At 57.3% G+C, this 16,341-nt stretch carries 21 protein-coding genes; 9 read left to right on the top strand and 12 right to left on the bottom strand.

Annotation, left to right across the window (positions count from 1 at the left end; translation table 11 throughout):
• The first annotated feature begins 9 nt into the window (after positions 1–9).
• Genes AACY44_RS23870 through sctU form a run of 9 tightly spaced genes read left to right on the top strand, consistent with a single transcriptional unit; the run spans position 10 to position 6,958 of the window.
• On the top strand, positions 10–909 hold the full coding sequence (locus AACY44_RS23870; RefSeq protein WP_339419632.1) for an FHA domain-containing protein: 900 nt from the start codon (positions 10–12) through the stop codon (positions 907–909).
• Positions 906–2,264, top strand: a complete 1,359-nt coding sequence (locus AACY44_RS23865; RefSeq protein WP_339419630.1) for a FliI/YscN family ATPase — start codon at positions 906–908, stop codon at positions 2,262–2,264. The genes AACY44_RS23870 and AACY44_RS23865 overlap by 4 nt, the downstream gene beginning before the upstream one ends.
• Positions 2,251–2,679 carry a type III secretion system stalk subunit SctO gene (sctO, locus tag AACY44_RS23860; RefSeq protein WP_065879669.1) on the top strand — a complete coding sequence of 143 codons (429 nt, stop codon included), beginning with the start codon at positions 2,251–2,253 and terminating at the stop codon, positions 2,677–2,679. The genes AACY44_RS23865 and sctO overlap by 14 nt, the downstream gene beginning before the upstream one ends.
• Positions 2,676–3,134 carry a type III secretion system HrpP C-terminal domain-containing protein gene (locus AACY44_RS23855; RefSeq protein ID WP_339419627.1) on the top strand — a complete coding sequence of 153 codons (459 nt, stop codon included), beginning with the start codon at positions 2,676–2,678 and terminating at the stop codon, positions 3,132–3,134. The genes sctO and AACY44_RS23855 overlap by 4 nt, the downstream gene beginning before the upstream one ends.
• A complete protein-coding gene (locus tag AACY44_RS23850; protein WP_339419625.1) occupies positions 3,131–4,144 on the top strand; it encodes a FliM/FliN family flagellar motor switch protein in 1,014 nt (337 codons plus the stop codon). The genes AACY44_RS23855 and AACY44_RS23850 overlap by 4 nt, the downstream gene beginning before the upstream one ends.
• The gene (gene sctR / locus AACY44_RS23845; RefSeq protein WP_339419623.1) at positions 4,141–4,794 is read left to right on the top strand and encodes a type III secretion system export apparatus subunit SctR; all 654 of its coding nucleotides are present in this window, start codon (positions 4,141–4,143) and stop codon (positions 4,792–4,794) included. Before AACY44_RS23850 ends, sctR begins: the two co-directional genes overlap by 4 nt.
• A 7-nt stretch (positions 4,795–4,801) precedes the next feature.
• On the top strand, positions 4,802–5,065 hold the full coding sequence (gene sctS / locus AACY44_RS23840; RefSeq protein ID WP_339419621.1) for a type III secretion system export apparatus subunit SctS: 264 nt from the start codon (positions 4,802–4,804) through the stop codon (positions 5,063–5,065).
• Between the two features lie 10 nt (positions 5,066–5,075).
• On the top strand, positions 5,076–5,864 hold the full coding sequence (gene sctT / locus AACY44_RS23835; protein ID WP_339427194.1) for a type III secretion system export apparatus subunit SctT: 789 nt from the start codon (positions 5,076–5,078) through the stop codon (positions 5,862–5,864).
• Positions 5,861–6,958, top strand: a complete 1,098-nt coding sequence (gene sctU / locus AACY44_RS23830; RefSeq protein ID WP_339419618.1) for a type III secretion system export apparatus subunit SctU — start codon at positions 5,861–5,863, stop codon at positions 6,956–6,958. The genes sctT and sctU overlap by 4 nt, the downstream gene beginning before the upstream one ends.
• Here the strand turns inward: sctU and AACY44_RS23825 are convergent, their stop codons facing one another.
• The 12 genes from AACY44_RS23825 to pth all read right to left on the bottom strand — a co-directional run bounded on the left by AACY44_RS23825 (position 6,959) and on the right by pth (position 16,226).
• The gene (locus AACY44_RS23825; RefSeq protein WP_339419617.1) at positions 6,959–7,297 is read right to left on the bottom strand and encodes a transcriptional regulator; all 339 of its coding nucleotides are present in this window, start codon (positions 7,295–7,297) and stop codon (positions 6,959–6,961) included. It abuts the gene before it with no gap.
• Positions 7,298–7,308: 11 nt separating this feature from the next.
• On the bottom strand, positions 7,309–7,512 hold the full coding sequence (gene hrpT, locus AACY44_RS23820; protein WP_339419615.1) for an HrpT family type III secretion system protein: 204 nt from the start codon (positions 7,510–7,512) through the stop codon (positions 7,309–7,311).
• The gene (sctC, locus tag AACY44_RS23815) at positions 7,509–9,644 is read right to left on the bottom strand and encodes a type III secretion system outer membrane ring subunit SctC (RefSeq protein WP_339419613.1); all 2,136 of its coding nucleotides are present in this window, start codon (positions 9,642–9,644) and stop codon (positions 7,509–7,511) included. Before sctC ends, hrpT begins: the two co-directional genes overlap by 4 nt.
• Positions 9,645–10,052: 408 nt before the next feature.
• Complete coding sequence (locus AACY44_RS23810; RefSeq protein ID WP_339419611.1) at positions 10,053–10,271, bottom strand: hypothetical protein; 219 nt, start codon at positions 10,269–10,271, stop codon at positions 10,053–10,055.
• 94 nt (positions 10,272–10,365) lie between these two features.
• Entirely contained in the window at positions 10,366–10,953 is a 588-nt protein-coding gene (gene sctL / locus AACY44_RS23805; protein ID WP_339427192.1) for a type III secretion system stator protein SctL, read from the bottom strand.
• Complete coding sequence (locus tag AACY44_RS23800) at positions 10,953–11,510, bottom strand: type III secretion protein (protein WP_339427191.1); 558 nt, start codon at positions 11,508–11,510, stop codon at positions 10,953–10,955. Before AACY44_RS23800 ends, sctL begins: the two co-directional genes overlap by 1 nt.
• Complete coding sequence (gene sctJ / locus AACY44_RS23795; RefSeq protein WP_339427190.1) at positions 11,503–12,324, bottom strand: type III secretion system inner membrane ring lipoprotein SctJ; 822 nt, start codon at positions 12,322–12,324, stop codon at positions 11,503–11,505. The genes AACY44_RS23800 and sctJ overlap by 8 nt, the downstream gene beginning before the upstream one ends.
• Positions 12,325–12,330: 6 nt before the next feature.
• Positions 12,331–12,693: a type III secretion apparatus protein RspB gene (locus tag AACY44_RS23790; RefSeq protein ID WP_339419606.1), complete on the bottom strand. Its 363-nt coding sequence runs from the start codon at positions 12,691–12,693 to the stop codon at positions 12,331–12,333.
• 112 nt (positions 12,694–12,805) lie between these two features.
• The gene (locus AACY44_RS23785) at positions 12,806–13,009 is read right to left on the bottom strand and encodes a hypothetical protein (protein ID WP_339419605.1); all 204 of its coding nucleotides are present in this window, start codon (positions 13,007–13,009) and stop codon (positions 12,806–12,808) included.
• 180 nt (positions 13,010–13,189) lie between these two features.
• Positions 13,190–14,116, bottom strand: coding sequence for a sigma 54-interacting transcriptional regulator (locus tag AACY44_RS23780; RefSeq protein ID WP_339419603.1), 927 nt, complete (start codon positions 14,114–14,116; stop codon positions 13,190–13,192).
• 403 nt (positions 14,117–14,519) lie between these two features.
• Positions 14,520–15,620: a redox-regulated ATPase YchF gene (gene ychF / locus AACY44_RS23775; protein ID WP_339419602.1), complete on the bottom strand. Its 1,101-nt coding sequence runs from the start codon at positions 15,618–15,620 to the stop codon at positions 14,520–14,522.
• A 21-nt stretch (positions 15,621–15,641) separates the two neighbouring features.
• A complete protein-coding gene (gene pth / locus AACY44_RS23770) occupies positions 15,642–16,226 on the bottom strand; it encodes an aminoacyl-tRNA hydrolase (RefSeq protein WP_017529915.1) in 585 nt (194 codons plus the stop codon).
• Positions 16,227–16,341 lie beyond the last annotated feature (115 nt).

The raw sequence follows: 16,341 nt of genomic DNA, 5'->3' as shown, positions 1-16,341 counted from the left end.
GGCTCGGTGATGTTCGAGCTGCGAGTGCTTGATGGGCTGCATCAAGGCGCTGCGTTGCCATTGTTTGGGGAGCAGTGGAGCATCGGTGCACACGCCGATGCTGACTTGGTGCTGAACGACCCGGGCATCGCCGAGCAGCATGCGCGGCTGCGACTCATCGACTCGAACTGGTCGGTGCAGGCTGAAGCGGGGCTTTTGCAGGATGCCGATGGTCAGATGTTGTCACAGATCGCACGCCTGGCGCTCAACGTCACGTTTTTGGTCGGCAGTGTGCGGCTGTGTGTGACCTTGGCCGATGAACCCTGGCCCCAGGCGCCCGCCCCCGTAGCGACAGCGTCGCCACGGGTCAATGAGCCTGCACGGGCGCTTAAGTTATCGGCCATCTCGCATTCGCAGCAGAAGCGTCTGATTACGCTGGTGCTGGTGGTGACGGTCATCTTTGTTGTGGTGGGCATGGCGTCCACCGGGAAGCCCGAGGCCATGGCTTCCTTGATGCCGCCTGTGGTGCAGAAACAGGAACTGGCCTCACCGTTTGAGGTACGCCAGCAGTTGTTGAAGATGCTCCGCGAACGGGAATTGAGCCAGCGAGTCGGTTTGCAAGTGATCAATGGGCAGGTCGCGCTCAGTGGGGACGTCTCACAGGATGAAGTGGACCTGGTCGCGCGCATGCTCAGCCGCTTTGGCGCGCAGTTCGACAGCGCGGTGCCGGTGATCAGCCGTGTGCGCGTACGCGATGGGACGTTGCCGTTCAAGATCGTACAGATCGTAGGTGGGCCCAATGGTCATGTGGTCCTGGAGGAGGGCAGTCGACTTTTTGTCGGGGATGAGGTGGACGGCCTGCGCCTAGTGTTGATCGACAACAGCAAGGTGGTCTTCGATGGCGTGCAGCGTTATGAGGTGCGCTGGTGAGCGCGGAACTGCAAGCACGCCTCGACGCCTGGCAGCAGCGCCAGGCCCAGTCGTTGGCCACTTTTGCGCCTGTGACGATGCGAGGTCGCATTCAGCGAGTCAATGGCATGTTGCTGCAGTGCCGGCTGCCTCAGGCGCGTATCGGTGATTTGTGTCGGGTGGAGAAAAAACCTGGCGACTACATGTTGGCCGAGATCATTGGTTTTGATCAGCAAGATGCCGTGCTCAGTGCCTTGGGCAACCTGGAAGGGGTGCGGGTGGGCGCTGGCGTGGAGCGTCTTGGTGTAGCGCATCGGGTCCAGGTCAGCGACGCATTGCTGGGCCAGGTGCTGGATGGTTTCGGGCGGCCGATCACGGGAGAAGGCCCCAGTGCGTTTGTCGAGGCCGACTTGCCGGACACGAGTGCGGTGTTGTGTGAGGCGCCGTTGCCCACCGAGCGCCCGCGGATCAACCGCGCGCTGGCCACCGGGGTGCGCTCTATCGATGGCCTGCTGACGCTGGGCGAGGGTCAGCGCGTGGGCCTGTTCGCGGGGGCGGGCTGCGGCAAGACCACCCTGTTGGCCGAGATCGCCCGTAACGTTGAGTGCGATGTCATCGTGTTCGGTCTGATCGGCGAGCGGGGTCGGGAGCTGCGTGAGTTCCTCGATCATGAGCTCGATGAGCAACTGCGTTCCAAAGCAGTACTGGTGTGTGCCACGTCCGATCGTTCCAGCATGGAGCGCGCCCGTGCGGCCTTCACGGCGACTGCATTGGCTGAAGGGTATCGGCGCAAGGGGCTTCGCGTGTTGCTGCTGATCGACTCCCTGACCCGGTTCGCCAGGGCCCAGCGCGAAATCGGCCTGGCCGCCGGCGAACCCCTCGGTCGTGGCGGCCTGCCGCCTTCGGTGTACAGCCTGTTGCCGCGGCTGGTGGAGCGCGCCGGGTTGACGCGTGAAGGGGTGATCACGGCGATCTATACCGTGTTGATCGAGCAAGACTCCATGAACGACCCGGTGGCTGATGAGGTTCGCTCGCTGCTCGACGGTCATATCGTGCTGTCCCGCAAGTTGGCCGAGCGCGGGCACTACCCCGCAGTGGATGTGCTGGCGAGCCTGTCGCGGATCTTGAGTAACGTCGCCGAGGCTGCGGATATCCAGGCGGGTACGGCGTTGCGGCGTTTGTTGTCGGCCTATCAGCAAATCGAACTGATGCTCAAGCTAGGTGAATACCAACCTGGCAGCGATGCCTTGACTGATCTGGCGGTGGACAGTCGCCAGGCGGTCGACAATTTCTTGCGCCAGGACTTGCGTGAGCCTGCACCGATGGAGGGGACGCTGGCGCAACTCAAGGAGCTGACGGCCTATGTCCCTTTCTGATGTGTTGCTCGGTGAAGTCGAGACGTTGCGGCGCCTGCGTCGGCACCGGGCAGACCGGGCCGAACGTGCCTTGCGTGAGGCCAAGCGAGCCCAGCAGGCTCTGCTCGCGCATATCCAGCAGGCCCAGGATGCGCTTGAGCAAACCCGGCAGGAGGAGGCCCTGCAAAGTGCTCAGTTACTCAGCCAGCACCAGGGGCAGGTACTGACCCTGCAGGCCCTGAAATCCTGGGGAACCCAGGAGCGCTCCTTGTCGGCCAGCACCCGACGAGACATGGGGCAGTTGGAAGCCTTGCGGGGCCAGCGGGAAGAAAAGCAGACCCGCGTTGGCAGTGCCCAGAAACAGGTCACGGAATGCCTGCGGCAGGTGGAAAAACTTCAGGAGTTATCCCTTTTACTGGCGCAGGAGCCGATATGACCCAGGTTTCAGATAAACCCGCAGAACGCCCGCAGCTGCGGGAAACACGCGAGGCGCGAGAGTCGGGAATTGCAGGCGTAGTGCCCGCGGAGTTGACGCGGTTATTCGCCCAGTTTTGGGCCGATGACGGTGACGGCTCGGGTGCGGGAACTTCTCTGTCGGGAACGAAGGGCGTGGAGGGTGCAGCCATGATCGAGGCGCTTGCCGAACAACTGGCACCTCGTCTGCAGGCCGCTTCGCAGTGGCCGCTTCAGGCAGTGTTGTACCTGCCTCGCCTGGGGCGGATCAACGCCAGTGTGCGTCGCGAGCAGGGTGCTTGGAGTATCGACCTGGACGCGGAGGAAGAGGCTACTGCGCGTTGGCTCAGCGGCGTGCGGCAACAGGTTGAGGGCCGGTTTACGCAAATGCTGGGGCGGCCAGCCAGCGTGTTAATGGCCAATGTCGGCTTCGCATGATGGTGCCGCTGCTGACACTCCCTTTGGTCAACGGCGATACGGTTGCCGCCCGGCGTCGACTGGGACGTGGGCTGTTCCTGGCGTTTGAGGTGGCGGGGCAGGGCGGTCAGTTGCGGCTTGAGCCTGGACGTGCGCCCGCGGGTGGCGAGGCTGTGTGCTTTGAAACCGTGTGTGGTGTGCTGGCGCTCGCCGAGGCAGGACCGTTGCTTAGCCTGCTGGGTGAATGCCCGGTGACGCTGGCCCCGTCCGGTAATGATCCGGATTCGTGGTTCTGGGCGGTGTTCCAGCATCACCTGAGTCCTCAGGTGAGAGCGCTGTTCGGCTTTGTGCGATTGCTGGAGATCGATCGACCCACAGCGTTTGGCTGCCGACTCAGTGTGACCCTGGGGAAATCTCGGGTCGAGGGGTATGTGTGGCTGAGCGCCTTGAGCTTCCTGGCGTTGTGCGATGCCGGGCCATGGCGTGCTACGGCGGTGCCGATGCCCGCCTCGTTTCGATTGGCCATTGCGGTGACCGTTGGACGTCTGCAGTTACCGATCGCGCAGGCACGCAGCCTGAGGCCCGGTGATGTGCTGGTGCTTGAACAGATCTTTTTTCTAGCCCAGGGCAGTGGCTATTTACAGGTTGGTACCCAGCGACTGCGCGGTTGTATCGACGATGACACTGGACCGTTGCGCCTGACCCTAACTTCAATTGAGGACACGTCTGTGGACGAGGATTTCATAGCCCCCCACTACTCAGGGGAAGAGGAGGATGCACCCGTCATGGATGTATTCGGCCACGAACCGTTCGATGAGCTGAGCATGGCGCTGAACGTACGCTGCGGCACGCTGAACCTTACCCTGGGTGAGTTACGCAACCTCTCGCCCGGCGCGGTTTTGGGTATTGCCGGTTACGCGCCGGGCATGGCTGGCCTCTATTACGGGGACCGGCCTATAGGTCAGGGGCAGTTGGTGGAAATTGACGGCCGCCTGGGCTTGCAGTTGTCCCGCGTGATGTTCGGTCAATGACATTTCAGGGGGTAGACCCCCTCATCCTGGCGATATTCGTTGCTGCGTTGTCGTTGATGCCGATGCTGTTGATCATCTGCACATCGTTCTTGAAGATTGTCATTGTGTTGATGATCACCCGCAATGCCATCGGTGTGCAGCAAGTGCCGCCGAGCATGGCCATCAATGGCATAGCGTTGGCGGCCACCCTGTTCATCATGGCGCCGGTGGGCTACGCGATCGCCGAGCGCCTCAAGGTTTCCCCCCTGGACACGTCCAACGTGCAATTGTTTCTGCAGACAGGGCGTGAGGCCATCCAACCGTTGAGTGCCTTCATGCTGCGCAACGTGGACCCGGATGTGCTGACTCATCTGCTGGAAAATACCGCACGCCTTTGGCCGGCGAAAATGGCCCAAGAGGTACAACGCGAGGACCTGATCCTGTTGATCCCGGCGTTTGTCCTGTCGCAACTGCAGGCGGGGTTCGAGATCGGCTTTTTGATCTACATCCCCTTTATCGTCATCGATCTTATTGTCTCCAACCTGCTGCTGGCGCTGGGTATGCAAATGGTTTCGCCGATGACTATTTCCCTGCCGCTCAAACTGTTGTTGTTCGTGATGGTGTCCGGTTGGTCGCGTCTGCTCGACAGCCTGTTCCTTTCCTATCTCTGAGGGGCTTATGGAACCGATTGTGTTGTTCAAGCAGGGCATGCTGCTGGTGGTCGTACTGACGGCACCGCCGTTGATTGTGGCGGTGGTGGTGGGTGTGTTGACATCGCTGGTACAGGCGCTGATGCAGATACAGGACCAGACGCTGCCCTTCGGTATCAAATTAGTGGCGGTGGGTATCACCTTGATCATGACCGGGCGCTGGATCGGCGTGGAGTTGATCCAACTGATCAATCTGGCCTTCGACATGATCGGCCGCTCGGCCCTGAACTGAGGTAGCGCCTGTGCTGCTGTACCTGGAGTATCTGCCCAGCTTGCTCATCGGCATGGCGCGTATTTATCCCTGCGCCATTCTGGTGGCAGCGTTCTGTTTTCAACATATTCGCGGCAGGCTCCGCGGCACTATTGTGATGGTCCTGGCGCTGCTGCCCGCGCCGGGTATTCACGCGGCGCTGGAGGGGCACGACTATTCGGCGCTCATACTCGGTGGGCTGGTGCTCAAGGAAATTGCCCTGGGATTGTTGCTGGGGGTGCTGCTGTCGATGCCGTTCTGGATGTTCGAGGCAGTGGGAGCGTTGCTGGATAACCAGCGCGGAGCCTTGGCCGGTGGCCAGCTCAACCCTTCGTTGGGGCCGGATGCCACCCCGATGGGGCATTTGTTCAAGCAATTGGCCATTTTTCTTCTGATGACCACCCTGGGGTTGGGCGCGCTGACCCAGGTGATCTGGGACAGCTACCTGATCTGGCCTCCCACGGTGTGGTTCCCGCTACCGGCGGCGAATGGAATGAGCCTGTTTGTCGATCTGCTGGGCGATACCTTTACACACATGATGCTCTACGCAGCGCCTTTTATTGCGGTACTGCTGTTGCTGGAGTTTGGTATCGCGCTGCTGGGGGTCTACAGCCAACAGTTACAAGTGAGCACGCTTGCGCCACCGGTCAAATGCCTGGCAGGTATCGGTATTTTGTTGCTGTACTTTGCACTGCTGCAGGACCTGATCGTCGGGCGCATGAGCCTGCTGGGCGACTTGAAACACTCACTCGGTCTCTTGATAAAGGTCGCCACCCCATGAGTGATTCCGGCGAAAAAAAACACCCTGCCTCAGCCAAAAAACTGCGTGACCAACGCAAGAAAGGCCAGGTTGCCCAAAGCCAGGATGTCGCAAAGTTACTGGTGCTGACCGCCATCAGTGAGATTGCCTTGTTCACCGCCGAGACCAGCCTGCAACGCTTCCAGCAATTGATGATCTTGCCGATGTCACGCCTGACGCAGCCCTTTGCGCGAGCACTGGAAGAGGTGCTGTCCGAGGGTTTGGTGGTGTTTTTCTCATTCGCCCTGTTGATGGTCGGGGTTGCGATTGCCGCCAAGCTCATCAGCAGTTGGATGCAGTTCGGGTTGCTGTTCGCTCCGGAGACCCTGAAGCTGGATTTCAACCGCCTCAACCCGATCAGCCAAATCAAGCAAATGTTCTCAGCCCAGCAATTGATGAACCTATTGATGAGCGTTGCGAAAGCATTTCTTATTGCTTTGATTTTGTATGTGGTGATCCGGCCCTCATTGGGCACGCTGATTAACTTGGCCAACACGGATTTGCAAAGTTATATCCTGGCGTTGATTGCGCTGTTTCGTCACCTGCTGCATGCCTGCCTCGGCGTGCTGCTGGTGCTGGCGCTTATCGACCTGGTAATGGTCAAGCACTTCTTTGCCAAGCGCATGCGCATGACCCAAGTGGAGGTCGTCAAAGAGTACAAGGACATGGAAGGTGACCCTCACGTAAAAGGGCAGCGACGTGCACTGGCGCATCAGATGGCTCAGGAAGAACCCAAGGTCAAGCTGCCCAAGCTGGAAGAGGCCGATATGCTGGTGGTCAACCCGACTCACTTTGCCGTGGCCCTTTACTACCGGCCCGGTAAAACGGCGCTGCCCCTGCTGGTGAGCAAGGGCACAGATGGCGAAGCGCGCAAATTGATCCGGCGCGCCAAGGCGGCCGATGTGCCGGTAATCCAGTGTGTGTGGCTGGCCCGCACGCTCTACACGAAAAAACTGGGAGCCAGCATTCCCCGCGAAACCTTGCAGGCTGTGGCGCTGATTTACCGCACCTTGCGCGAACTCGATGATGAAGCCAAGCGCGAAACTCTGGAACTGCCGGAACTCGAGCAGCGTTAATCATCTGTCCAAGGCTTGCAGATTGGCCAGCGACAGCATCCGGCTGAGGACCCTGTCGAGGGTGCTGTTCGTTGCCGGCAATGCATGCCAGATCACCAAATGGCCTTTGGCGTCGAGGTAGATAAAACAGCCATCGAACGCCACAGCCTGTTCAAAACGTCGCTCCAACGCTCGCTGCAATTGCCCGGGCTGCAACGTTTCGCGTGCGACTTGCAGGGCCAGCCCTGGGCGATTTCCGGCGGGCAGTGAGCACACCTTGATACCGGGCGCGAGGGACAAGTGAGCAGCAGCGCCGCTCACCAGGTTGTCCAGAAATACCTGGCGTTTGTCGTCGGGCATTTCCTGGGTCCTCATCGTTCCAGCGACACAGTCTGGTAATCCGCCCGCTCACCGGCGGGGCCAGGTTCGACGCGCATCTGCGGCGGCCACCAGATCACCATCTTGTCCTTGGTCGATTGCGGGCGTGAGCACGAATCACCTTTGCAGGTGGGCGTACAGCCGGTGATGAGCAGCGCTGCGCCGATCAGGGTCATGCACAAAAGTCTGAGTTTCATGGCGTAGCCTTTTTATCGGAAGTGATCAAGGACGGACGGGGCACACTGACATGTTCATCCTTCAACGCGGGGCGCATGGCGATAAATACCTCGGCTTCTTCACCTGGCTTGAGCCAGGCGCGTGGCCACACGGTGACCCCGAGGGTCTGCGAGTTGCTGCATTCCTTTTCATCGATACGCACATTGCGCTTGAACTGGTTGCGCAACACCACGACCGCCACGTTGTATTCCGGTCCGGCGTACCACTGGCTGCGTTCGGTATTCAATGCCAGCAAGTCTCGGGTGCTGCACAAGGTGTTCAGCCCCAGAGGCATCGGTGCCGGGTTGAACGCCTTGGGCACTTCCCCGCTAACGAGGCGTGCCAGGGTGCTGATGATGTCACTGCGTTTGATCACCGGCTCATGAGGGGAATAGCGCCTGGCCAGTGGTGTGAGAGCGGCTTGTAACTCGCCCTGGTCGGCTTGCGGCAAGTAGCGTGACGGGTCGTCCTGGTCGCCGATGACGCGTGGTGTGAGGATAAACAAGCGCTCACGCCGATTATTCTGGCGTTCGGTCGAGGAAAACAGCGCCTTGCCCAACAGTGGAATATCCCCCAGCAGGGGGATCTTTTTTTGCCTGTCAGAACTTTCAGTGACGTGGAAACCGCCGACCACCAGCGAACGTTTTTCTTCCATCACAGCTTGTGTGCTGACCTTGCCCCGGCGCACATCCAAGTGATTGGGGTCGGGGTTGGTCTCGTCGAAATTGCCATCCTCAATATCCACTGCCAAATGGATCTGGTGAACGCCGCGGCTGGTGGTGACCCTGGGCACGACCTGAAAGCTGGTGCCCACGGTGACCGGTAAGATAGTTGCGTATTCGCTGCCGGGGGTCAGGTATTGGGTGCGGTTGAAGTCAATCACCGCAGGTTGGTTTTCTAGGGTGAGCACCGAGGGGTTTGAGACCATGGTTGCCAGCCCTTTGGCTTCCAGCGCGCGGATATCTGCGTAGAAGCGATCACGGTTCTCGATCGATAACTGCGACGAGGTACCGGGTGCCATGTTCGCGCCACCCCGGAAACGACTGTTCTGGAAGCCCCAGGTCACCCCGAATTCGCGCAACTGCGTGCGCTCGATATCCAGAATGATCGCATCGATTTCGATCAGCTTGCGCGCGACGTCAAGTTGCGTGATCAACTCACGGTACATGGCCTGGCGTTCCGGCAAGTCATAGATCAGCACCGCGTTGTTGCGCAGGTCGGCTTCGACGCGTATCCGGCTGTTGGAGACCGGCGCGCGCGGGGTCAATGCGGGGGCTGCGTCGAACTGCCCGCTATTGCCATTTGCACCGAGCATTTGGCCTAGCAATGGGTTGCCCAGCCGAGGGACGTTAGGGGTGAGCGGGGCAGGCTGGGACGTCGGGCGCCGGCTCAGTCCAGTGAGCGCAGAGGCAGAACGTGGTTCCAGCAGCCCCCGCAGAATAGTGGCGACGCCAGGTACGATGAGCTTCTCACCGCGATAATCCACGTGACGGTCTGCCGCACTGGCAAACTTCAGCGGGTAACTCAGCACGCTCTGCTTCTCATCCGGCGAGCGGCGCTGACTGCTGAACTGCTTGATCTGATCGATATAGCGCTTGGGGCCGGAGACGAGTACCACACCGTCTTCCGGCAACTCGCCCCAACCGAAACGGCTGTCGAGCAATCCGATATCGGTCAGCGCCTGCTTGAGGTCGGCAATCGTTTCTGAGGAGACTTCCAGGCGCGCGGACTCCTGCTGGTCCAGCGTACTGATGAAGAGGGTGTTGTTGTAGAGGTACCACTGAAAACGGTGCTCGACGCCCAGCCTGTCCAGCATCGATTGCGGGGTATTCGCGCGGATCTTGCCGTTGACGTCGCCTTCGAGCAGGCCCTCGATTTGCAGTTGCGTGCCGAAGGTCTGGGCGAAGTCTTCGAGCACTTCCCGTAAGGGTTTGTGTTCAGCTTCATAGGCGTAGGCGGTGTTTTTCCATTCGGCGGGGATGGCGGCAAGGCTGTTGTGCACCGGGGCCAGCAAGCAGGCAAATGCGACCAGGCATCGCCAGTCAGGCCGTTTGCAAGGAATTTCAGGCGGGTTGAGGCGCAAGCTGCTGCGCTTGAGGAGATTGTTATACATAAAAGCTTCCCTATCTAGTGCTGCAACGAGCGTAGCGACGTAGGTTTGAACGGATGGACCGGCTTGTTCAGGCGCGCGACAGTGGCGCGCCAGGTATCGCGTTGGTTGAGCAGGGACTCGATACAGCGCTGCAGATGCTGTGCGTCGTGTCTGTCGTGCACGCAATGAATCAGCCAGAGGTCACCCCTCACTGGAGACTGAGCGAGAGCACCCCGAAAATGTGCCAGGCTGACCGCTCCGAGTCGCATCCAGGTCATCAGCGTTGATTTATTGGGGGGGGATTGGGTCAATTGGACGCTTAGCAACAGAGTGGTCGAACAGAGACGCAGGACAACTTCGTCATCATTCTCGAATAATCTGAATTCCCCAGTGCCACGACTCAAATACTCGGCAAGTAACGCTTCCAATTTACTGTGCGCTGTCCAGGCCGGATTTGAGTAGCATGAACTGCACGCGGGTCTGCTCGTTCAGTGCATATTCAGATTTGCGATGGTGAGTGATGAGGTCGAAAAAAAATTCCATATCTTCCGCAGACCCGGAGTTGTTTTCTAGTGCGTAAGTGAGATCTCGTTTAACGTGGCGTGCATCACTTAAGAGTTTGCTTTTAAAACCGTCGAAATAATTCATGGGATTTCCTCTAGGCGTACATCCCTTTTTGGTAAATATTTCAAATTGGTTCCATGGGACTCGGGTTTTATTTCATGAAATGTATTCATTCGTCTTATTTCAAAGGGCCGTCATCATTTTTCATGAGGGTGTTGACCATGGAGATCCAGTCAATGCGGAAGTCGCCCTCTTCGGTATTCAATAGGAGCATTTGCGGTTCGATCGAATTTTCTGCGCGCAGCGTCCAGTGATTATTACCGCCGCTGTCCAGGCATCGCCTTACAGTCTCAAGTTCATGTGGGTTGCACACCAGTGTTGCTTTGATTGCGGGAACGTGGCATGCCACCAGTTGCTTGATAAGGGCGGCAATGCGGTGTGGGGCGGGCGTTTCTTCAAGGAGCAAATAGATAGCCTGGTTGGCAATCGACGTAGCGTGTCGTTCGAGGCTGTCACATAACGCCTGACGCTCGACTTCCCAACGTTGAAGTTGGGTATTCACACGCTGCCATATTTCCAGGCCGGCTTTTTCGAGCAAGGCTTCACGTTGTTCGTGTGCCTCTCGAAGTAATTGCCTAGCCGCTGCCTTCGCCTGTTCCACCACGTCACCGGCCAGGGTGTAACTTGCGAGTGCTTCGCACGAGACCAGGCTTCCCGGGACGGGAGGTGTTGCGCCAAGCGAGTCGATTTTGCGTCGGCATAACATCATTGATCTCCCTGTTCCCATGAATCAAAAGCGTCACTGTTGCCGTTCGTGCCCATCCGCCATACCACCGCATGCCAGAGGGTATCGAGACGGCTATGAGAGCCGTTGAGCGTCAGTGTTTTTTCTTCCAGGTCAAGGACGCGTCGGCGAGGAAAGCGCAGCCTGATTCGTTGCCAGGTAGCAGGGCTGATCCAGACGCGTAGTAATTGCAACGGATCGTTATTGGGCTGCAGGATATCAACGGGCAACGCTTTGGACAGACTGTTACACCACTGGTGATGGTGCTTATCCAGTGCCGTTGCGTAGGTAGGACGGTAGATGCCGTCGATCAGGGCGAGGCCCAGATCCAGTTGTTTCATTGAAGCAACTGCCAATTGAAGTACTGTGGGGTCAGGTACTGGAGGCAGGCAGGGGGCAACGCCGTAATGTGTACCCGTGACTACCTGCCGACTGCGATGAAGCTCCACAAGCGCGGCGTATTTTTTTATCGTTTTCCAGTCTTCATGCGCATGTAACCATGGGGCTGCCCACCATTGGGCCCATACAAGATTACTCATTGTTTGAATGCGCCGGCAGGTCATGGGATGGCCCATGTGTTTGAGCCGGTAATACAGAGTCGTGCAGGACTTGTTGGGTTCGCTTATGCCAGAACACGCCTGCCGATATCAAAAGCACTATGGCAAGCAGCGTGACAGTCACTAGGGTTTGCCAAAAAAAGATGTCATCTCCAGGAACCAGAAACGGCCCAAAGTAGGCCAGCCGCTGTGGGTCCAGATAAGCTGTCGCGGGCACGAAGACGACTGTCAGTTTTTGCGGGTTGTCGACTGCTACGGCCATACCCGGAATGCTACTTGCAACCATCCTGCGAACACGCGCCCTGATTTTGTCCGGGTCAAGCCGCGGGTCATGTTTAATGAACACGGAGGCGGAGGCGGGTTGTACCGGCTCCCCCGGAGCAACGCGCTCCGGCAATACCACATGTACGCGGGCTACGACAACGCCGTCAATGTTCGATAAAGTTGTTTCCAACTCTTGGGATAATGCGTAGATGTAGCGGGCTCTTTCTTCCAGCGGCGTTGAAATCACGCCTTCTTTACGAAAGGTGTCGCCCAGCGTAGCGCGTGCTGCTCGAGGGAGCCCGACGGCCTCGAGTGTTCGTACGGCACGCGCCATGTCGGATGCATTGACAACCACAATGACGCCATCTTTTTCGGGGACTTTCGTGGCGCGAATATGTTTGTCTGCCAGTTCTGCTACGACTTCATTGGCCTCCTGTTCAGTGAGTTGGCGATGAAGCTCGACACGTTCACTGCAGGCATTCAATAGGAATGAGAAAAACAGGATGAATGCGATATATAGCGGGCGGTTCATTTTAACCTACTGGAGGTTGCTGATTTTATCGATACATTGGGCCGTCTTGCCGACGCTCTTCGTCAACAGGTGCGTCAGTAGCAAGGCGTCGGAAAGCTGACTTGGATATTTTCTAGCCTCGTCGAGTTTGTTTGTGCCGCTGAGTGCGCGCAAACTCTTGGTCATGCGATCAGTGACGGAAGTTAGCGTGTCGGCGGCGTCGGCAAACAGGGTGGGTGGATTGAAATGACTGACCGCCATGTTCGGGAATGAAGAGGGAGTCAAGGCCGAGTTGAAAAAGTTCACATCTGTACTTGAGGCGTGCACGTCGTCTGTTCTGGAGACACCAGACAGTCTGATTTCAGCAGGATTTATAACGTTTATCATCATGGAGCCCCGCCGCTGAGTGGTATAGATTTGCAGTGTTTAGTGGGAATAGCAAAGTTCACTTGATGGCCTCTCCGCAGAGGTATGTCGGAAAGGCCAAGGTGCTATCGTTTAATTACAAGCGCAGGGCGTCAACGGCTGATTTGATACCGCTGGTATTAGCATTTTCTGCCGCTTTGAATGCGTTTTTTACGCCATCCGCCCGTTTTTTTGCTTCTGAGGCTTCAAGGCCTGCGTCGGCATCTTGAGCAGACATGCTGCTGTTATTGCCGAAACCGCCCGAATAAGGTGAAAAGGATGAGCTGCCAGGAATAGCCATGTTGTTTCTCCTTGTATAACGTTAGTTTTACTGGATTCAGCGATACTTTAAGACGGGGTTATCACCGCAATGCTGTTCCACTATTTATGTGGTTCAAGAGATGTATGCGTTCCCTGCGGCACTGGAAGGTATGTTTCAAAAAATGTGCTACTTTTTGCCCGGCGCACGTTCAAGGCATTCTCAGTTCAGTGATACGCCTAGATGCTTCATTCGGTGGTAGAGCGTTCTTTTGGCAACACCCAGCTCATTCGCCACACTGTCGACACAGTGGCTGTTTTGACGAAGCGACTCCTCAATCAGCGACTTCTCCATCTGATGCAAGCGTGTCTTCAGGCTCATGTCTAGTTCCTGGCGGATCATCACTGTAGTAGAGAGCGGTGGCAGGCCGAGTACGAAGCGCTTCGCCGTGGAGCGTAGCTCGCGGACATTGCCTCTCCAGGAGTGGCACAGCAACTGCTGTAACAGCTGGTTACTGGGAGGGGGAGGGGGATGGCATTTGAAGTGATCAGCCTCCTGCTCAATCATCTCAAGGAACATAGGTATGATCCGCCCTGGCTGATCCCGCAACGTTGGGAGGTGGATACCTACGACATTCAAGCGAAAGTATAGGTCGCGACGGAAGGTACCTTGCTCGACCATGTCGTGCAGGGCGTGTTGGGCTGATGCAATCACGCGCATGTCTACTGGGATGAATCGGGTAGAGCCTAAACGTTCCACCCCACGGGATTCCAATACGCGTAAAAGTTTTGCTTGCAGCGTCAGCGGCATGCTGTCGATTTCATCTAGGTATAAGGTGCCCAGATGGGCCGCTTCAATGAAGCCAGCCCGAGATTGCATGGCGCCCGTGTAGGCGCCACTGTTTACGCCGAATAGCTGGCTTTCGGCAAGGCTTTCCGGAATGGCAGCACAGTTGACCGCGACGAAGTTTCCTTTGCGGCGGGAGAGGTGGTGTATATGGTGCGCCAAGGTATCTTTACCAGTACCTGTTTCTCCCAGTAGCAGAATATCTACATCGAGAGCCGCTGTGCTATTTACCGTGGTTTCGATACTCGGGCAATCAGAAAAAGATATATCTGTTATAAGCCTATTCTGACTGAGCGTCGACATAGCGTTTTGCTCCAGTGTGGTGGCTGCTTTATGTGGGTATATCTCCATGTGCACTCAGTTAAACAGGATTTTTTTCTGATGTCATGATCCCGTCAATGCATAACATCATGTTTAAGGCTTAAGCAGTGGGTGTTAAAAACTATCAAGGTTCTATTGGCTTGTTTATAAAAAATGGGTGTAAGAGAAGTCTTAAAATAATAAGGAATAGCTTTGGTGCGAGCGGTTTTTTTCGGTAAAAGGTGCGGAGTATGCCGAACTTTTTATTTAAGGTTTTTCAGTCAGTGTCCTGTTCATAGGTGCGTCCGTGAACAGAAAAGATTTTACATTTGACGAGAGAGCGGCCACAAAAAAGCCGATGCAACTGCATCGGCTTTTTTGTTTGCGGGGTAAACCGCGGGTGCTACTACACGTTGAAGCGGAAGTGCATCACATCGCCATCTTTAACGATGTATTCCTTTCCTTCCAAGCGCCACTTACCGGCTTCCTTGGTACCGGCTTCGCCCTTGTACTGGATGAAGTCGTTGTAGGCGATCACTTCGGCGCGGATGAAGCCCTTCTCGAAGTCGGTGTGGATCACGCCCGCAGCCTGTGGCGCGGTGGCGCCGACTTTGACGGTCCAGGCGCGGACTTCTTCGACACCGGCGGTGAAGTAAGTCTGTAGGTGCAGCATTTCGTAGCCAGCGCGGATCACTCGGTTCAGGCCAGGCTCTTCAAGGCCCAGGGCCTCGAGGAACATGTCTTTCTCTTCGCCGTCATCCAGCTCGGCGATTTCCGCTTCGATCTTGTTGCACACCGGGACCACGATCGCGCCTTCTTCGTCGGCGATAGCCTTGACCACGTCGAGCAGCGGGTTGTTCTCGAAGCCGTCTTCAGCAACGTTGGCGATGTACATCACAGGCTTGGTCGTCAGCAGATGGAAGCCCTTGATCACCGCTTTTTCGTCGGTGCTCATGTTCTTCATCAGGCTGCGCGCAGGCCTGCCTTCGGTGAAGTGAGCAATCAGCTGCTCCAGCAGGCCTTTCTGGACCACTGCATCCTTGTCACCGCCCTTTGCGTTACGCGCAACCTTCTGCAGTTGCTTTTCGCAGCTGTCGAGGTCGGCGAAGATCAGTTCCAGGTCGATAATCTCGATGTCACGCTTCGGGTCAACGCTGTTGGAGACGTGAATCACGTTCTCGTCTTCAAAGCAGCGGACTACGTGGGCGATGGCATCGGTTTCGCGGATGTTTGCCAGGAACTTGTTACCCAGGCCTTCACCTTTCGACGCACCGGCTACCAGGCCGGCGATGTCGACGAATTCCATGGTCGTCGGCAGGACGCGCTTGGGATTGACGATGGCCGCCAATGCCGCAAGGCGCGGGTCCGGCATAGCCACGATACCGCTGTTGGGTTCGATGGTGCAGAAGGGGAAGTTCTCCGCTGCAATACCGGACTTGGTCAAGGCGTTGAACAGGGTGGATTTGCCGACGTTGGGCAGGCCGACGATGCCGCAATTGAATCCCATGGTGTTTCCCCTCGGTAAGAGTCAGGCCTTCTGGCTGTGCAGGTTTTTCATCGCGCGGTTCCATTCACCGGCGAAGATATCCGGCAGCACGCCGAGGGCAAAATCGATGCTGGCATCGAGTTTTTCCTGTTCGGCGCGTGGCGCACGACCCAGGACGAAATTTGAAACCATACTGGCAACGCCTGGGTGGCCAATGCCGAGCCGCAGACGGTAAAAATTATTCTGATTACCCAGCTGCGCAATGATGTCGCGCAGGCCATTGTGCCCGCCATGCCCGCCGCCGAGCTTGAGCTTGGCAACGCCGGGTGGCAGGTCCAGTTCGTCATGGGCCACCAGGATTTCCTCGGGTTTGATCCGGAAGAAGCCCGCAAGCGCCGCGACAGATTGGCCGCTGCGGTTCATGTAGGTGGTGGGAATCAGCAGACGAACATCCTGACCCTGATGCGAGAAGCGCCCGGTCAGGCCAAAATATTTGCGATCGGCCGCAAGGTTTACACCTTGTGCGTGGGCGATGCGCTCAACAAAAAGGGCCCCCGCGTTATGCCGGGTCTGTTCGTATTCGGCGCCTGGATTTCCCAGGCCAACGATCAGTTTAATGGCAGTCACGACAGGGGCCCTTCCTTTGGAGTTGTGGATAACATCGCCGCAACCTGGTTGCGGCGAAAGTGGACGACAGAAGCTAACTTATCCAGAGATAAACTTCGCGTTATCGCCCGCTTTC

Source organism: Pseudomonas sp. RA_15y_Pfl1_P11, assembly GCF_963970975.1.
In the GTDB taxonomy this organism is placed as follows: Bacteria; Pseudomonadota; Gammaproteobacteria; order Pseudomonadales; family Pseudomonadaceae; genus Aquipseudomonas; species Aquipseudomonas tritici.
The sequence above is the reverse complement of the archived record's forward strand: the minus strand, read 5'-3'. Positions and strand labels throughout refer to the sequence as shown.

Excerpts from the sequence above, each read along its gene's own strand:
- AACY44_RS23870 (WP_339419632.1), top strand. The coding sequence starts at position 10 with ATGTTCGAGCTGCGAGTGCTTGATGGGCTGCATCAAGGCGCTGCGTTG.
- sctO (WP_065879669.1), top strand. The coding sequence starts at position 2,251 with ATGTCCCTTTCTGATGTGTTGCTCGGTGAAGTCGAGACGTTGCGGCGC.
- AACY44_RS23855 (WP_339419627.1), top strand. The coding sequence starts at position 2,676 with ATGACCCAGGTTTCAGATAAACCCGCAGAACGCCCGCAGCTGCGGGAA.
- AACY44_RS23850 (WP_339419625.1), top strand. The coding sequence starts at position 3,131 with ATGATGGTGCCGCTGCTGACACTCCCTTTGGTCAACGGCGATACGGTT.
- sctR (WP_339419623.1), top strand. The coding sequence starts at position 4,141 with ATGACATTTCAGGGGGTAGACCCCCTCATCCTGGCGATATTCGTTGCT.
- sctS (WP_339419621.1), top strand. The coding sequence starts at position 4,802 with ATGGAACCGATTGTGTTGTTCAAGCAGGGCATGCTGCTGGTGGTCGTA.
- sctU (WP_339419618.1), top strand. The coding sequence starts at position 5,861 with ATGAGTGATTCCGGCGAAAAAAAACACCCTGCCTCAGCCAAAAAACTG.
- AACY44_RS23825 (WP_339419617.1), bottom strand. The coding sequence starts at position 7,297 with ATGCCCGACGACAAACGCCAGGTATTTCTGGACAACCTGGTGAGCGGC.
- hrpT (WP_339419615.1), bottom strand. The coding sequence starts at position 7,512 with ATGAAACTCAGACTTTTGTGCATGACCCTGATCGGCGCAGCGCTGCTC.
- sctC (WP_339419613.1), bottom strand. The coding sequence starts at position 9,644 with ATGTATAACAATCTCCTCAAGCGCAGCAGCTTGCGCCTCAACCCGCCT.
- AACY44_RS23810 (WP_339419611.1), bottom strand. The coding sequence starts at position 10,271 with ATGAATTATTTCGACGGTTTTAAAAGCAAACTCTTAAGTGATGCACGC.
- sctL (WP_339427192.1), bottom strand. The coding sequence starts at position 10,953 with ATGTTATGCCGACGCAAAATCGACTCGCTTGGCGCAACACCTCCCGTC.
- AACY44_RS23800 (WP_339427191.1), bottom strand. The coding sequence starts at position 11,510 with ATGAGTAATCTTGTATGGGCCCAATGGTGGGCAGCCCCATGGTTACAT.
- sctJ (WP_339427190.1), bottom strand. The coding sequence starts at position 12,324 with ATGAACCGCCCGCTATATATCGCATTCATCCTGTTTTTCTCATTCCTA.
- AACY44_RS23790 (WP_339419606.1), bottom strand. The coding sequence starts at position 12,693 with ATGATGATAAACGTTATAAATCCTGCTGAAATCAGACTGTCTGGTGTC.
- AACY44_RS23785 (WP_339419605.1), bottom strand. The coding sequence starts at position 13,009 with ATGGCTATTCCTGGCAGCTCATCCTTTTCACCTTATTCGGGCGGTTTC.
- AACY44_RS23780 (WP_339419603.1), bottom strand. The coding sequence starts at position 14,116 with ATGTCGACGCTCAGTCAGAATAGGCTTATAACAGATATATCTTTTTCT.
- ychF (WP_339419602.1), bottom strand. The coding sequence starts at position 15,620 with ATGGGATTCAATTGCGGCATCGTCGGCCTGCCCAACGTCGGCAAATCC.